Origin of the sequence: Pantoea sp. SS70 (genome assembly GCF_029866845.1) — a bacterium.
In the GTDB taxonomy this organism is placed as follows: Bacteria; Pseudomonadota; Gammaproteobacteria; order Enterobacterales; family Enterobacteriaceae; genus Pantoea; species Pantoea leporis.
In genome coordinates this window covers 357,497-372,030 of sequence record NZ_CP117199.1, presented here as the reverse complement: position 1 = coordinate 372,030, position 14,534 = coordinate 357,497, and the positions used below count along the sequence as shown (strand labels likewise).

Here is a 14,534-nt window from a genome sequence, read left to right as displayed (position 1 = left end):
CTTTCGGTACAACGTCCTTGAAATGAATTAACAAGCGCTCAGTGGGCCTGACTTAATTTATTAACTTCAAACCAAACTGGTCCGAAAAATGAGACTCGCGTCAGCAATTAGGAATTATATTCAGGAAAATTCCGATTATATCCGGTGCGAAACTCGGTGGATGTAAACGATTTCAGCCTAAATTCTAAGCAAAAGTTTACTGGCATACCCTGACATTTCTGCAAGTGGTTTATGCCGATTTTCCAATGAATGTAGTATTTTTCTGCATTTGGGATGGAGAGAATTTATATCAAAAACCTAAAGCCAGGAAGGCGTTCAATGCCATTCGGAATAAAATAAGATTTATCCCATGATGATATTTCTTCTAAATATCTTAATTTAACCCTCGCAATTCAAATCGCGCACTTTAATACTGCATTAATAGTGTTTTTGCAGTGCCAGATATTAATACAGTAATTCTCATCCACTAATTGATAAGAAAGGTAATAGCATTTATGAGAAAGTCACGATATAGCGAAGAGCAAATCACAAATGCCATTAAAGCTTCTGAAACGGGAGTGAAAGTCAGGGAGATTTGTGAGGAGCTTGGCATTTCCGAGGCCACTTTCTATAGCTGGAAGAAGAAGTTTTCTGGGCTCTCTTCCGAAGAAGGTAGAAAAATCAAGGAGCTGGAAGATCAGCTACTTAACCTCACGCGTGAGCTGCAATCACTGAGTTCCGATAAAGAGATGCTGCAAAGCGTATTGAAAAACTTCTTCACCACCAATGAAAAGCGTCAGGCGGTTAACTTTCTGCAAACGACATTCGACATAGGTACCCGTCGTAGCTGCCGTTTACTGGATATTAGCCGTAGCGTTTATCATTATCCTGCAGGTACAGATAATCGCTAATACCATTAAGGCCGATGTTATTTGACCTAATGCTGAGATTTGTTCTTACCAGAAGATATCAAGATCATTTAATACGGCGTTCACAACATAACAATTCGCACCAATTTTTCCTGATGAATACCATCGCGGAATTGCTTCCTTTTTTGCGGTAAAATAGATTCACATCAGCAAAAGTCTCTCTATTCAAGCCATTCTAACGAAGTCCAATCTCATTTCGGTGAGATTGGCGCTTCGATTATTACTTTACCAACATTAATCATCAGTCCTGAATGCGGATAGTTCTGTTAAGCATTAATGAACAACCGAGTGTAACCGCTCACACACAACCTCTGTTTTCATCTGGATCTGTTCTGAGATCGATTCGTCAATCGTTTGACACGCGTAGACCATAATTCCCTCTTCTGTTGCCAGGAATAATCCTGATAACAAAGGTTACCTGCCCTAAACAATAACGGCCAAAAAGCGGGAAATAAGTTAAATTCCTGCACCCTATTCATCGCTACGCTTAATGGTTTTTTGCCAAAGGTTAATGGAATCTTTCTTAACATCTCTCGATTCCCTTAAGCAAAAAGTGGTTTTCAAGTGCCAATCTTCAGTGCCAAATGGCAATAAAAGGTAGGTTAGATGCATGTTTTTGCGCGCTAATGCGTCGGTTTTTTCCGCTTTAGGGCCTGCGATAGCCAGGAAGATCGGAGATTCGTGAAGGTTCAGGAAGCCTTAATACGGTTAAACACTCATGCGTCGGATGAAACGGTATGACTTTTTATGACAAATTAGCGCTAAAAAGAGGGCTGCAATTAGCCAAAATGTTATATCGATGGCCAGCTGAGCGCCTGAATGGGCGAAGAGGCGCGTGAAAAGGGTTAGTCAAATTCTTAAAATACAGCGTAGTACGCTGCCGAAATGATTTTTCAGCAGCCCTATTTTGATGACCTATACCGCAGTGATGCGCGGCTGGGGTTTAATACGCATCGCGTAGATCACGCCAATAATTAAACAACCAATGCCAAGCGCGGTTAGCAGCGGCGGCCAGCTTTGTCGCCACAGGAATGTCCACAGCAAACCGGCTAAGGTTTCGAACACAATCAGCGGCCCCATGATCACCGTCGGCACGCGTTGGCTGGCCGCATTCCAGCAGAGCGTGCCCAACCATGAGCAAATCAGCCCGATACCTAACATCAATAATAGAAAGCGTTGCGGCTGCGTCCCGAATGGCAGCGCAAATGCAGGTTGCTGCCAGTGAAGCTGCACGCAGACTAATAGATAGAACACTATTGCCAGCGGCAGCGTCACCAAACCTTGTGCCGTCGCCCAGCTGGATGGCTTGTGCTGGGGATGCGCGCGTAACCATAAACTATTACGCAGCGGATACCATGTCCAGCATGCCACCGCCAGAACCGCTAACCCTAAACCGGTGAGATAGCGCGACCAATCAAAATCGGGGCCTTGCGTCTGGAGTTCGGCGGCATTCACGCAAGCCAGGCCCACAGCAATAATCAGCAACGCTGGCGTCAATTTACGCCACGGCAAGCGCCCTTCAAGATGGCCATAACAGAGATTGGCCGTCACAGTAATCACCACCGGCAAGGTGCCGATAATCATGGTAGAAATGGGCGCGCCGGTGCGTTGAATCGCGCTGGCGAGAAACGCGTAATAGAGCAAATTGCCAATCAGCGACAGCTTCAGCGCTTCGATCCAGTCTTTGCGCGCCAGCTGACGCAAACGACGGCGATCCAGCCAGGCGAGCGGCAACACCACCAAACCAAAGGCGACGTAGCGTCCGGCCGATTGCAAGGTGCCGGGATAATCCGGTATTAACAGCGGGCCCACAAAGATCAATCCCCACATCAGTCCCGCCGCCAGCGCAAACAGTATTCCAGCAAACATAAACTCTTCCTTTATATGCATTCCGCTGCAGTGTGACGCAGGTGGAGGCTAAAGGCTTGTAGCAGATTGCGGTTAGCGTGAAGGGAACACTTGTTTTTGATAGCGGCCCGGCGTGATGCCGTAGCGATGCGCGAAGGCGCGGGTGAGATGAGCCTGATCGGTAAGACCAACCGATGCCGCGACGGTTGCCGCACTGTCGCCGCGTGCCAGCTGCTGTTTTGCTGCGAACAGGCGAAAAGCCATCAGCATTTGATGCGGCGTGACGTGGAAGTGTTGTTTAAAACTGCGCAGGAAATGCCACGGCGACAGTGATGCCAGCGCAGCAAGTTCTTCGAGGCGCACCGGTTCGGCGAGATTTTCACGCAAATAGTCTCTTACCGCATCAAAGCGATGTGCACCTTCGACAGGTCGCAGCTGTCCCTGACGCGCCAGCGGACGCATTAACTCCAGCAGTTCGAGCAAAATGCTTTCACGCTCCAGCGGGGTTTCCGCCTGCCACATCTGCGCCAGCAATTGAGAAAACGGCTGCGCCAGACGCGCATCGGTGCGCAGAGCATCGGTGAACCACCAATGACGATCGCCGGTCAGACGATCCATCTCCTGCGGATCGATATAGATCATGCGATAACGCCAGCCTTCGTCGCAGGCAGATTCACCGGTGTGCAGCTCGTCAGGATTCATCATCACCAGCGAATGCTGCGGCGCGGTGTAACTGGCTCCGCGATAGCGAAAGCGCTGGGCGCCGGATTCGATAGTGCCGATGCCAAAGGCTTCATGGGTATGCGGTTCAAAAGCGTAGCGGGAGATGTGCGCCTGATACAGCTCGATGCCCGGCAGCTCAGCGAAATGCTGAAACTGCGCACGATCTTGCTCACAAGGAAAGATTTCAGGAACCACCTTCACGACACACCTCCGGAATAAATCGCTTATAAGCATGCGCGGCAGTGGCGATAAATGCAAAGCGGATTTGCTTTACCTCGTTGCGAGTTCACCGGACACTGACAAAACTTAACAGGAGATAAAAATGGCTAATCGTGTGGTTGTGGTAGTGGATATGCAAAACGGCGTGCTGGCATCGCCGCGTTTTGATCGTGCCGGACGCTGCGAGCGGATCAATCAGTTAACCGCTGCGGCCGATCAGGTGATCTTCATCCAGCACGTTGGGCCAGGTTTAGAGGTCAATTCAGCAGGCTGGGCCATCGTCCCCGAGTTACAGCAGCCGGCCAACGCCATCTTTGTCAATAAAACCGCCTGCGACAGTTTCTGGCAAACCGATCTCGCCGCTCAACTCGACCAACGCGGTATTAAAAGCTTCGTTATTTGCGGCTGCGCGACTGATTACTGTGTCGATACCACCATCAAAGTCGGCGCCAGCCTCGGCTATCACATCACCGTCGCCGCCGATGCGCATACCACCGCCGACCGCACCTATGTTTCCGCGCAGCAGCAGATCAATCAGCACAACGAAGTGTGGGCCGATTTGATTATGCCGGGCAACCCGGTGCTGGTACGTGAGACGGAAGCGTTATTGCGGGAATGGCGACCGCATTAAGGCTGCACCTTGTTTGGCTTGAGATAAAAAAAATGCCACTCCTCGCGGAATGGCATTTCTGGATTCGATAACGTCCGGCCTGAGATAGCTCAGGCGGATTATCAGAACGGAATATCGTCGTCAAAATCCATTGGCGGTTCGTTGTTAGCAGGCGCGCTCTGCTGCTGTGGACGCTGCTGCGCACCGCCGCTGAACTGGTTGCCACCGCCCTGCGGCTGCTGTTGTGGCTGCTGTGGCTGGCCCCAACCGTTGTTATTGCCGCCGCCCTGGCCGCCCGCCGGTGCGCCACCTGCGTTCGCGCCCTGCTGACGTCCGCCCAGCATCTGCATGGTGCCGCCAACGTTAACCACCACTTCAGTGGTGTATTTTTCCTGGCCGGCCTGATCGGTCCATTTGCGGGTACGCAGCTGACCTTCGATGTAAACCTGAGAACCTTTACGCAGGTATTCGCCAGCCACTTCCGCCAGCTTGCCGAACAGCACAACGCGGTGCCATTCCGTGATCTCTTTGTTTTCACCGGTTGTCTTATCGCGCCAGCTTTCTGACGTGGCCAGCGTAATGTTGGCTACCGCGCCACCATTTGGCATGTAGCGCACTTCCGGATCCTGACCCAGATTCCCGACTAGAATCACTTTGTTTACGCCACGACTGGCCATGTTGCTGTCTCCCGATGAGTTGATGCTAAAAGTCTAAGCGAAAAATTGTATCACGTCACATTGGCGTGTGCCCACTTTAGAGCGGGATTCCAAAATTTATCGGCGGACAGAATAGCAAAAACACTGGATATTTATTCAGTTTATTTTTTGTGCCATAATGGACCGTTTCTGCTGGTCGTGCTGGCAAGGCATGGCGAGTGTTGTTCAATCCGGGAAAGGTGAATGGATAAGATCGAAGTCCGCGGTGCTCGCACCCATAATTTGAAGAACATCAACCTGATCATCCCTCGCGATAAGCTCATTGTGGTCACCGGTCTGTCAGGTTCCGGTAAGTCTTCGCTGGCGTTTGATACGCTGTATGCGGAAGGCCAGCGTCGCTATGTCGAGTCGCTTTCGGCCTATGCGCGCCAGTTTCTTTCATTAATGGAGAAACCGGACGTTGACCATATTGAAGGTCTTTCGCCCGCCATCTCCATTGAGCAGAAATCGACTTCGCATAACCCGCGTTCCACTGTCGGCACCATTACCGAAATTCACGACTACCTGCGCCTGCTGTTCGCGCGCGTGGGTGAACCGCGCTGTCCGGATCATGACGTTCCTCTGGCAGCGCAAACCGTGAGTCAGATGGTCGATCAGGTGCTGTCGCAGGAAGAAGGCCGTCGTCTGATGCTGCTGGCACCGGTGGTGAAAGATCGCAAAGGCGAACACACCAAAACGCTGGAAAACCTCGCTGCGCAGGGCTATATCCGTGCGCGTATCGATGGTGAAGTGTGCGATCTGTCGGATCCACCGAAGCTGGAGTTACAGAAGAAGCACACCATTGAAGTGGTGATTGACCGCTTCCGCGTGCGCGAGGATCTGGCAACGCGCCTGGCCGAATCCTTTGAGACCACGCTGGAACTGAGCGGTGGCACCGCGATCGTCGCCGATATGGACGATCCCAGCGCCGAAGAAATGCTGTTCTCGGCCAACTTTGCCTGCCCAATCTGTGGCTACAGCATGCGTGAACTCGAACCGCGCCTGTTCTCGTTCAACAATCCGGCTGGCGCCTGCCCGACCTGCGATGGCCTGGGCGTGCAGCAATATTTTGATCCCGATCGAGTGGTGCAGAACCCCGAGCTGTCGCTGGCCGGAGGCGCCATCCGCGGCTGGGATCGCCGTAACTTCTACTACTTCCAGATGCTGCGCTCGCTGGCAGAGCATCTGCAATTCGATGTTGAAGCTCCGTTTAACAGCCTGAGCGACAAAGCGCGCGAAGTAATTCTGTACGGTTCCGGCAAAGAGAATATCGAATTCAAATACATCAACGATCGCGGTGACACCTCAGTGCGCCGCCATCCGTTTGAAGGCGTGCTGCACAACATGGAGCGCCGTTATAAAGAGACGGAATCCAACGCGGTGCGCGAAGAGCTGGCGAAATTTATCAGCAACCGTGCCTGCGCCAGCTGTGAAGGTACGCGTCTGCGTCGTGAAGCGCGTCATGTTTTTGTTGAAGACACCAACCTGCCGACCATCTCAGAAATGAGCATCGGTCATGCGATGGATTTCTTCGCCAACATGAAGCTGAGCGGCCAGCGTGCGCAGATTGCGGAAAAAATCCTGAAGGAGATTGGCGATCGCCTGAGCTTCCTGGTGAACGTCGGCCTGAATTACCTGTCGATGTCACGCTCGGCGGAAACGCTCTCCGGCGGTGAAGCGCAGCGTATTCGTCTGGCCAGCCAGATTGGTGCCGGTTTAGTCGGCGTGATGTACGTGCTGGATGAACCCTCAATCGGCCTTCACCAGCGCGACAACGAACGCCTGCTTGGCACGCTGATTCACCTGCGCGATCTCGGTAACACAGTGATTGTGGTGGAGCACGATGAGGATGCGATTCGTGCCGCTGACCATGTGATCGATATCGGTCCGGGCGCGGGCGTGCACGGTGGTCAGGTAGTTGCCGAAGGTGATGTGCACGCGATCATGGCGAATGAAAATTCCCTGACCGGCCAGTTCCTTAGCGGCAAACGCGAGATTGCGATTCCCCAAGAGCGCGTCAAAGGCGATCCAGCCAAAGTGCTGAAACTCACCGATGCGCGCGGTAACAACCTCAAAGATGTCACGCTGACGATTCCGGTCGGCTTATTTACCTGCATCACCGGCGTGTCCGGATCGGGTAAATCGACGCTGATCAACGATACGCTGTTCCCGATTGCGCAGCGCCAGCTCAACGGCGCGACCACCATCGAAGCCGCGCCTTATCGTGAAATCGCCGGCCTGGAGCATTTCGATAAAGTGATCGATATCGATCAGAGCCCGATCGGTCGCACACCGCGTTCGAATCCCGCGACCTACACCGGCATTTTCACTCCGGTGCGCGAACTGTTCGCCGGCGTGCCGGAAGCGCGTTCACGCGGCTACAATCCGGGGCGCTTCAGCTTCAACGTGCGCGGCGGACGCTGCGAAGCCTGTCAGGGTGACGGCGTGATCAAGGTAGAGATGCACTTTCTGCCCGACATCTACGTGCCGTGCGACCAGTGCAAAGGCAAGCGCTATAACCGCGAAACGCTGGAGATTAAATACAAAGGCAAGAGCATCCACGAAGTGCTGGATATGACCATCGAAGAAGCCCGCGAATTTTTTGATGCGGTGCCGGCGCTGGCGCGTAAGCTGCAAACGCTGGTCGATGTCGGCCTGTCGTATATCCGTCTGGGCCAGTCAGCTACCACGCTTTCTGGTGGTGAAGCGCAGCGCGTCAAGCTGGCGCGTGAGCTGTCAAAACGCGGCACAGGCCAGACGCTCTATATCCTCGATGAGCCGACCACCGGCCTGCACTTTGCGGATATTCAGCAGTTACTGGAAGTGCTGCATCAGCTGCGCGATCAGGGCAACACCATCGTGGTGATTGAGCACAACCTCGACGTGGTGAAAACCGCAGACTGGATTGTCGATCTCGGCCCGGAAGGCGGCAGCGGCGGCGGTGAAATCCTGGTGTCCGGCACGCCAGAAACGGTGGCGGAGTGTGAAAAATCACACACGGCGCGTTTCCTTAAGCCAATGTTGAAGAAGTAAATTTCTCTCAGGCCCGCCATTGCGGGCCTGTTTTTTTCTGTCGGATTCCGCAACGAAATGCAGGAACAGGCAAGAATCAGACAACTTCAGGCATATACGCATTACCCCCTGCTGACTATCCTTACAACGTTCCTTTTGGCGTCCCTTACGCCCTTTATCCCTTCAGTACGCTGAACGGGATCCCGCATAGAAATCACGACACATCCTACTGGAGACACCATGAATATTACGCATGCCTATGCCGCACAGGACGCGAAAGCAAAACTCGCCCCGTTCGATTTTAAGCCACGCGAACTGCGCGCTCATGATGTGCAGATTGAAGTGTTGTACTGCGGCGTCTGCCACTCGGACCTGCATACCGCGCGCAACGAATGGCGCAACACCATTTTTCCTGTAGTGCCTGGCCATGAAATTGTTGGTCGCGTGACGGCCGTTGGCGCTCACACCCACAACTACAAAGTGGGCGATTTGGTCGGTGTTGGTTGTGTGGTTGATTCCTGCCGCAGCTGTCCAAGCTGTCAGGAAGGGCTGGAGCAGTATTGCGAGAATGGCTTTGTTGGTACTTACAACGGTGAAGACCGTGAAACCGGCGCAATCACCTACGGCGGTTACTCCACCAGCATGGTAGTAGATGAAAGCTTCGTGCTGCGCGTACCAGAAAATCTCGATCTGGCGGGCGTTGCGCCACTGCTGTGTGCCGGTATCACCACTTACTCACCGCTGCGCCACTGGAATGTCGGTCCGGGTAAAAAAGTCGGTATCGTCGGTTTGGGCGGCCTTGGTCACATGGGCGTGAAGCTGGCTCATGCGATGGGCGCACATGTGGTGCTGTTCACCACGTCACCGTCAAAAATTGAAGATGGTAAACGTCTGGGCGCTGATGAAGTGGTGATCTCGAAAGATGCCGACCAAATGGCCGCACACACCAACAGCTTCGACTTCATCCTGAACACCGTTGCAGCGCAGCACGATCTCAACCCGTTCATTGCCCTGCTGAAGCGTGATGGCAACATGACGCTGGTCGGCGCGCCGGAGCACGATCACCCGGCACCGCAGGTCTTCAACCTGATCTTCAAACGTCGCAGCATCGCCGGTTCACTGATTGGCGGCATCGCGGAAACCCAGGAAATGCTGGATTTCTGCGGCAAGCACGGTATCACTTCAGATATCGAACTGATCGCGATGAATCAAATCAACGAAGCCTACGAACGTATGCTGAAAAGCGATGTGAAATACCGCTTCGTGATTGATATCAATACTCTGCGCGAGGAATCTGCGGCTTAATTCGCCTCAGTGTTCATCATGGTTGACGCCCGCCGCGCGCGTGGCGTCAGCCTGTTGCCAGGAAGCATCCACCAGATAGTAAATCTGCGAATCTTTTAGCGAACCATCCAGCCACAGCGTGCTCCAGTGCGACTTATTTAAATGTTCGCTGGGAAACACATCGTTGTGCTCCTCACGTAACAATTCCGCTAGCGCAGGCGTGGCTTTCAGCGACAAGGCCGGACGCCCTTTTACCTCATAAAGCATGGCAAACAGCACACCTTCACTTTTAATCTGCGTCGCCTGCCAGCACTCTTTAAAGCTTTGCTCCGCGCCCGGCTTGCTCATGCAGTACGTCAGTAAATCCGAAGTATTCATCTTTTATTCCCCTTGTAAGGTCGCCACGATACGCCGCGCACCGCCCTGCACCCGATGTTCACCCAACCAGATTCCCTGCCACGTACCTAACATCAGGCGACCGCGGTTAACCGGAATCAGCAGCGAGACGCCGAGCAGTGACGATTTGATGTGTGCCGGCATGTCGTCAGCCCCTTCGTAATCGTGCTGATAAGGCGCACTTTCCGGAACATGGCGTAAGAAATGCTGCTCCATATCGCTGCGCACGGTGGGATCGCAATTCTCATTGAGCGTTAACGACGCCGATGTGTGTTGCAGCAGCAGATGCAGTTGGCCGACGCGCACATCGGATAAGCCATGAAGCTGGCCGACAATCTCGTCGGTGATCAGATGAAAGCCGCGCGCTTTGGCGCCAAGCGTAAGCGTTTGTTGATGCCACATGCCAGAATCCTAAAAGTAATTACACCGTTTAAGTGTGCAGCATGTCGGCGAAAGGTAAACCCTGAAGAGAGGAAAAAACGGCAGAGCGTGAACTCTGCCGACTGAAGGTTAGTCGCTCAGCTTAGCGGCCATGGTTTTGATGCTGCCCACATCGTCTTTAGTAATTGCAGCCAGACGTTCGCCGTACTCTTTATCAGCCTTGTAGAAGTACGACAACATAATGGCGCGGCTCTGCACATCCACACCTTTCAGCGCGCCACCCAGAGAATTGATCAGATCGGTTTTCTCTTTGTCATTGAAGGAACGATACAGATCGCCCGCCTGCTTAAAGTTCTGCGTTTTAGCAATCATCGCCTGCTGCGTGGTGCCGCTCAGCGGGCTGTGGCTGTATCGGGCGCTCTGCAGCTCTTCGCGTGGATAGACACGGCTTGGCTGATAGTTGACGCCATGATCGTCAGCCTTGCCGCTGTTCATTGCGCCGTCCTGATTACCGTTGCTTACCGGCACGCGCGGCGCGTTGACCGGCAACGTCAGGCCATTGGCGCCCAAACGGTGCATCTGGGTATCGGCGTAAGAGAACAAACGACCTTGCAGCAAGCGATCTTCCGATGGCTCAATGCCCGGAACCAGATTCGATGGCGCCATCGCCACCTGCTCGGTTTCCTGGAAGAAATTATCCACGTTGCGGTTCAATTCCATCTGGCCGACTTTCACTTCTGCGATACCCGGCCAGATTTTAGTGGCGTCCAGCGGGTTGAAGTCGAACTTATCCAGATCGCTGGCTTTAATGGTTTGAATATAGAGATCCCATTTCGGGAAGTCTTTGTTGTTGATCGATGCCACTAAATCTTCTGTCATGTGGCTGAAAGTGCTGCTCTGAATAGCCGCCACTTCGCCCGGATCGAGATTTTTCTCGCCCTGAAGGGTTTTCCAGTGGAATTTCACGTAGTGCACTTCACCTTTGGCGTTGACGAACTTATAGGCGTGCACGCTGTTGCCATCCATCTGGCGATAGTTTGCTGGCGTCCCCATGTTGGAGAACAGCATGGTCAGGCCATGCGTGGCTTCCGGTACGTGAGAGAAGAAATCAAAGGTGCGCGCGTCGTTGCCAAGATTGGTGCGTGGATCAGGCTTAAACGCATGCACCATGTCCGGGAATTTAATCGCGTCGCGGATGAAGAACACCGGCAGGTTGTTACCCACTAAATCCCAGTTGCCCTGGCTGGTGTAAAACTTGGTGGCAAAACCGCGCGGATCGCGCAGCGTTTCCGGTGAATGTTTGCTGTGCACCACGGATGAGAAGCGCACAAATACTGGCGTCACGCTGCCTGGTTTAAAGACTTCGGCAATGGTTAAGTCGCTGATATCTTTGCTGGCGCGGAACTCGCCGTGCGCGCCGGTACCGCGTGCATGTACCACGCGCTCTGGAATGCGTTCTCGGTCAAAGCGTTGCAGCTTTTGGATCAGCTGCACATCTTGCAGTAACACTGCGCCATTTTCGCCTGCGGTTTGTGAGTTCTGGTTATCGCCGACGGGTGCGCCGTTATCACGCGTTAAAGCGGTGCTGTAAACCGGAAGGGAAAAGGCTAAGGCTAATACACAAGCGAGGGGTTTGACTGCAAAAGAGTAAGCGGTCCGGGTCATAAGCGTGCTTCCTTGTGAGTTTAAATATGCGACTACATTGCCGCTCTCGCGCCGTTTCAGGCTGGAGGATATTTACACTCATGGGGAGAAGCGCTAACGAGACCAGTCCGGTTTATAGTTAAAAAAAGTTATAAATAAAAAACCGCCAAACCATGTTGGCGGTTTTTTGTGGCGCGCCGTCGCAGTGAAGTTACATCACCGCAGCAAACGCCTCAGCAACCTGGTTGACGTTACGGCTGTTCAGGCCGGCAACGCACATGCGGCCGCTGGCGATCAGATACACGCCAAACTCATCACGCAGACGGTCAACCTGCTGCGCGCTCAAGCCGGTATAGCTGAACATGCCACGCTGTTTCAGCAGGTAATCAAAGTTTTGTCCCGGCAGTTTAGTACTCAACACGTCAACCAATGCCTGACGCATGTCGATGATGCGCAGACGCATCGCTTCGACTTCTGCCAGCCAGTTGTTGAGCAGCGCTTCGTCGTTCAGCACGCAGGAAACCACCTGCGCACCGAAGTTTGGCGGGCTGGAGTAATTGCGGCGCACGGTGGCTTTCAGCTGGCCCAGCACACGAGCGGACTCTTCTGCGCTATCGCAGACTATAGACAGGCCGCCAACGCGCTCACCGTATAGCGAGAAAATCTTGGAGAACGAGTTGCTGACCAGTGCAGGCAGACCCGCGGCCGCAATCGCGCGAATCGCATAAGCATCCGCTTCCATGCCCGCGCCAAAGCCCTGATAAGCGATATCGAGGAACGGAATCAGCTCCTGCGCTTTCAATACTTCGGTGGTTTCATCCCACTGTGCGTAGGTGAGATCGGCGCCGGTTGGGTTATGGCAGCACGGGTGCAGCAGCACGATGGATTGCTTCGGCAAGGTTTTCAGTTTGGCGATGAACGCATCAAACTTCACGCCGTTGGTTTCCGCGTCATACCACGGATAGGTATTCACCTCGAAACCGGCACCGTTGAAGATCGCGACGTGGTTTTCCCACGTCGGATCGCTCACCCACACGTTGGACGCCGGGAAGTAACGCTTGAGAAAATCAGCACCGACTTTCAGCGCGCCTGAGCCGCCCAACGTCTGGATGGACGCAATGCGGCCCGCTTGCAGCATCGGATGTTGTTTACCGAACAGCAGCGGCGCAATGGCGTTACGGTAAGCGTTCAGACCTTCCATCGGCAGATACAGCGACGCCTGATGCGGCTGCGCCTGCAGGCGCTCTTCTGCTGCGGCGACCGCCTGCAGCTGAGGAATGATGCCCGCTTCGTTGTAATAGAGACCAATGCTTAGGTTTACTTTGTTATCGCGCGGATCTTGTTTGAAGGTTTCCATCAACGACAGAATCGGATCGCCGGCATAGGCATCAACGTTTTGAAACACGGTGCAGATCTCCATGATTGGTCATAAATAAGAGGTAAAGATGCGTCATCAAACCATGTAACGGCCGGGACGATGATTCATTGCGATGATGAGATTGAGGATCACCGCGCCCGCGATTGAAGCAAACAGCATCGGTAACGACACCACAAACAGCGACGCTAATACCACGCAGGTATCGACCGCCATTTGCAGTTTTCCGGCACGCAGACCGATGCGGTCCTGCAGCCAGAGCGCCAAAATATTAATACCGCCGAGGCTGGCTTTGTGACGGAACAACACTATAAACCCAATGCCCATCACCACGTTACCGAACAGTGTCGCATAAAACGGATTTAGCGCAGAAAAATGCACAAACAGTGGATGCAGATGGGTGAACAGCGACACCAGGCCAACCGCGCAGAAGGTTTTCAGGGTAAATTCCCAGCCCATGCGCCGCACGGCGAGCCAGTAAAAGGGCAGGTTGATCAGGAAGAAGGCGCTACCGAAGGAGAGCGGTGACAAATAGCTGATTAAGAAGGCAATACCGGCAGAACTGCCGGTGAGTGCACCCGCCTGTTTCAGCATAATGACGCCGAAAGAGACCATTAGCGTGCCGAGGACTATCGCCAGCGCATCTTCAATCAGCGAATGCGGAACTTTAGTGGGTTGAACAACGTTATCCATGGGTTAATCTCATTGCAAATGATGCGGTTCAAATGCAAAAAACGCACCACATCGGCGGCGTATGCTCGCCGCCGATGGGTGCCAGTGATTATCCAATTGATAACTAAGGCGCTTTATTGCAGGTTTTTGTGCATCAGTTGAGACATAAACCATCAACCCATGCACAAATCTGTTTTCTGGTGCGCGTTTTTTGCATTATTAAGGCAATAATTGCACCAGATTAGCACGTCACGCACTTTTTTGGCGCGTTTTGTGCTGTGGGATGATCATTAAACCGTTCTCTTTCAAACGGCTCAATACCACGGAGGTTTTCACGTGCGCCACGCTTTGATGGCCAGCCACTAGCTGGCTGATCAGCGCGCTCAGTGAAGCCAGATCGGCTACCGCCACTTTCAGCAGATAATCGGCATCGCCGGTGGTTTTGAACGCATCAACAATCGCGGCTTCTTCTTCCACCATGCGATGGAAACTCTCTTCATAATCCGGCGTATGGTTTTTCAATCGCACTTCAATCAATCCCACCATGCCAAGGCCCACCGCGTCGGGCGAGAGGCGTGCGTGATAGCCGAGAATGAGATTGGCCTGCTCAAGATTGATGCGGCGGCGTGAACATTGCGACGCCGAAAGTCCGACTAAATCACTGAGTTCCTGGTTGGTGAGGCGTCCGTTAGATTGTAATAATGTCAATATCTTAAGGTCGTGATCGTCTACCTGAGTCATTCTGTTTCCACAGCGTAATAAGGGGC

Annotated in this window: 13 protein-coding genes; 4 read left to right on the top strand and 9 right to left on the bottom strand. The window is 53.2% G+C overall.

Annotation, left to right across the window (positions count from 1 at the left end):
* The first annotated feature begins 494 nt into the window (after nt 1-494).
* Nucleotides 495-890: an IS3 family transposase gene (locus tag PO881_RS01650; RefSeq protein WP_008109970.1), complete on the top strand. Its 396-nt coding sequence runs from the start codon at nt 495-497 to the stop codon at nt 888-890.
* Between the two features lie 933 nt (nt 891-1,823).
* Here PO881_RS01650 and PO881_RS01645 read toward each other — a convergent pair.
* Together PO881_RS01645 and PO881_RS01640 are read right to left on the bottom strand one after the other, a co-directional pair.
* Complete coding sequence (locus tag PO881_RS01645; RefSeq protein WP_280172349.1) at nt 1,824-2,777, bottom strand: DMT family transporter; 954 nt, start codon at nt 2,775-2,777, stop codon at nt 1,824-1,826.
* A gap of 72 nt (nt 2,778-2,849) precedes the next feature.
* On the bottom strand, nt 2,850-3,680 hold the full coding sequence (locus PO881_RS01640; protein ID WP_280172348.1) for an AraC family transcriptional regulator: 831 nt from the start codon (nt 3,678-3,680) through the stop codon (nt 2,850-2,852).
* Between the two features lie 121 nt (nt 3,681-3,801).
* On the opposite strand from PO881_RS01640, the gene PO881_RS01635 reads away from it, so the two are divergent.
* Nucleotides 3,802-4,329 carry an isochorismatase family protein gene (locus tag PO881_RS01635; RefSeq protein WP_192235999.1) on the top strand — a complete coding sequence of 176 codons (528 nt, stop codon included), beginning with the start codon at nt 3,802-3,804 and terminating at the stop codon, nt 4,327-4,329.
* Between the two features lie 101 nt (nt 4,330-4,430).
* Here PO881_RS01635 and ssb1 read toward each other — a convergent pair whose 3' ends face one another.
* Nucleotides 4,431-4,985, bottom strand: a complete 555-nt coding sequence (ssb1, locus tag PO881_RS01630) for a single-stranded DNA-binding protein SSB1 (protein WP_061718369.1) — start codon at nt 4,983-4,985, stop codon at nt 4,431-4,433.
* Nucleotides 4,986-5,207: 222 nt separating this feature from the next.
* Between ssb1 and uvrA the strand changes: the two genes are divergently transcribed.
* Together uvrA and PO881_RS01620 are read left to right on the top strand one after the other, a co-directional pair.
* On the top strand, nt 5,208-8,036 hold the full coding sequence (uvrA, locus tag PO881_RS01625) for an excinuclease ABC subunit UvrA (protein WP_280172347.1): 2,829 nt from the start codon (nt 5,208-5,210) through the stop codon (nt 8,034-8,036).
* Nucleotides 8,037-8,255: 219 nt separating this feature from the next.
* Nucleotides 8,256-9,320 (top strand): NAD(P)-dependent alcohol dehydrogenase, encoded by a 1,065-nt coding sequence (locus PO881_RS01620; protein ID WP_277974402.1) that lies wholly within the window; start codon nt 8,256-8,258, stop codon nt 9,318-9,320.
* 6 nt (nt 9,321-9,326) lie between these two features.
* Here PO881_RS01620 and PO881_RS01615 read toward each other — a convergent pair whose 3' ends face one another.
* The 6 genes from PO881_RS01615 to PO881_RS01590 form a co-directional block, all read right to left on the bottom strand.
* A complete protein-coding gene (locus PO881_RS01615) occupies nt 9,327-9,677 on the bottom strand; it encodes an MmcQ/YjbR family DNA-binding protein (protein WP_101763060.1) in 351 nt (116 codons plus the stop codon).
* 3 nt (nt 9,678-9,680) lie between these two features.
* Nucleotides 9,681-10,097, bottom strand: coding sequence for a secondary thiamine-phosphate synthase enzyme YjbQ (locus PO881_RS01610; RefSeq protein WP_061718371.1), 417 nt, complete (start codon nt 10,095-10,097; stop codon nt 9,681-9,683).
* Between the two features lie 108 nt (nt 10,098-10,205).
* The gene (locus PO881_RS01605) at nt 10,206-11,741 is read right to left on the bottom strand and encodes a catalase (protein ID WP_137384966.1); all 1,536 of its coding nucleotides are present in this window, start codon (nt 11,739-11,741) and stop codon (nt 10,206-10,208) included.
* Nucleotides 11,742-11,931: 190 nt separating this feature from the next.
* Nucleotides 11,932-13,125 (bottom strand): amino acid aminotransferase, encoded by a 1,194-nt coding sequence (locus tag PO881_RS01600; RefSeq protein ID WP_280172346.1) that lies wholly within the window; start codon nt 13,123-13,125, stop codon nt 11,932-11,934.
* A 48-nt stretch (nt 13,126-13,173) separates the two neighbouring features.
* Nucleotides 13,174-13,788, bottom strand: coding sequence for a YitT family protein (locus PO881_RS01595; RefSeq protein WP_008109953.1), 615 nt, complete (start codon nt 13,786-13,788; stop codon nt 13,174-13,176).
* Between the two features lie 228 nt (nt 13,789-14,016).
* Nucleotides 14,017-14,508, bottom strand: coding sequence for an Lrp/AsnC family transcriptional regulator (locus PO881_RS01590; protein WP_097095220.1), 492 nt, complete (start codon nt 14,506-14,508; stop codon nt 14,017-14,019).
* Nucleotides 14,509-14,534: the final 26 nt, after the last annotated feature.

What these genes read in the sequence shown, in the direction of transcription:
- PO881_RS01650 (WP_008109970.1), top strand. Translation starts at nt 495, where the DNA reads ATGAGAAAGTCACGATATAGCGAAGAGCAAATCACAAATGCCATTAAA.
- PO881_RS01645 (WP_280172349.1), bottom strand. Translation starts at nt 2,777, where the DNA reads ATGTTTGCTGGAATACTGTTTGCGCTGGCGGCGGGACTGATGTGGGGA.
- PO881_RS01635 (WP_192235999.1), top strand. Translation starts at nt 3,802, where the DNA reads ATGGCTAATCGTGTGGTTGTGGTAGTGGATATGCAAAACGGCGTGCTG.
- ssb1 (WP_061718369.1), bottom strand. Translation starts at nt 4,985, where the DNA reads ATGGCCAGTCGTGGCGTAAACAAAGTGATTCTAGTCGGGAATCTGGGT.
- uvrA (WP_280172347.1), top strand. Translation starts at nt 5,208, where the DNA reads ATGGATAAGATCGAAGTCCGCGGTGCTCGCACCCATAATTTGAAGAAC.
- PO881_RS01620 (WP_277974402.1), top strand. Translation starts at nt 8,256, where the DNA reads ATGAATATTACGCATGCCTATGCCGCACAGGACGCGAAAGCAAAACTC.
- PO881_RS01615 (WP_101763060.1), bottom strand. Translation starts at nt 9,677, where the DNA reads ATGAATACTTCGGATTTACTGACGTACTGCATGAGCAAGCCGGGCGCG.
- PO881_RS01610 (WP_061718371.1), bottom strand. Translation starts at nt 10,097, where the DNA reads ATGTGGCATCAACAAACGCTTACGCTTGGCGCCAAAGCGCGCGGCTTT.
- PO881_RS01605 (WP_137384966.1), bottom strand. Translation starts at nt 11,741, where the DNA reads ATGACCCGGACCGCTTACTCTTTTGCAGTCAAACCCCTCGCTTGTGTA.
- PO881_RS01595 (WP_008109953.1), bottom strand. Translation starts at nt 13,788, where the DNA reads ATGGATAACGTTGTTCAACCCACTAAAGTTCCGCATTCGCTGATTGAA.
- PO881_RS01590 (WP_097095220.1), bottom strand. Translation starts at nt 14,508, where the DNA reads ATGACTCAGGTAGACGATCACGACCTTAAGATATTGACATTATTACAA.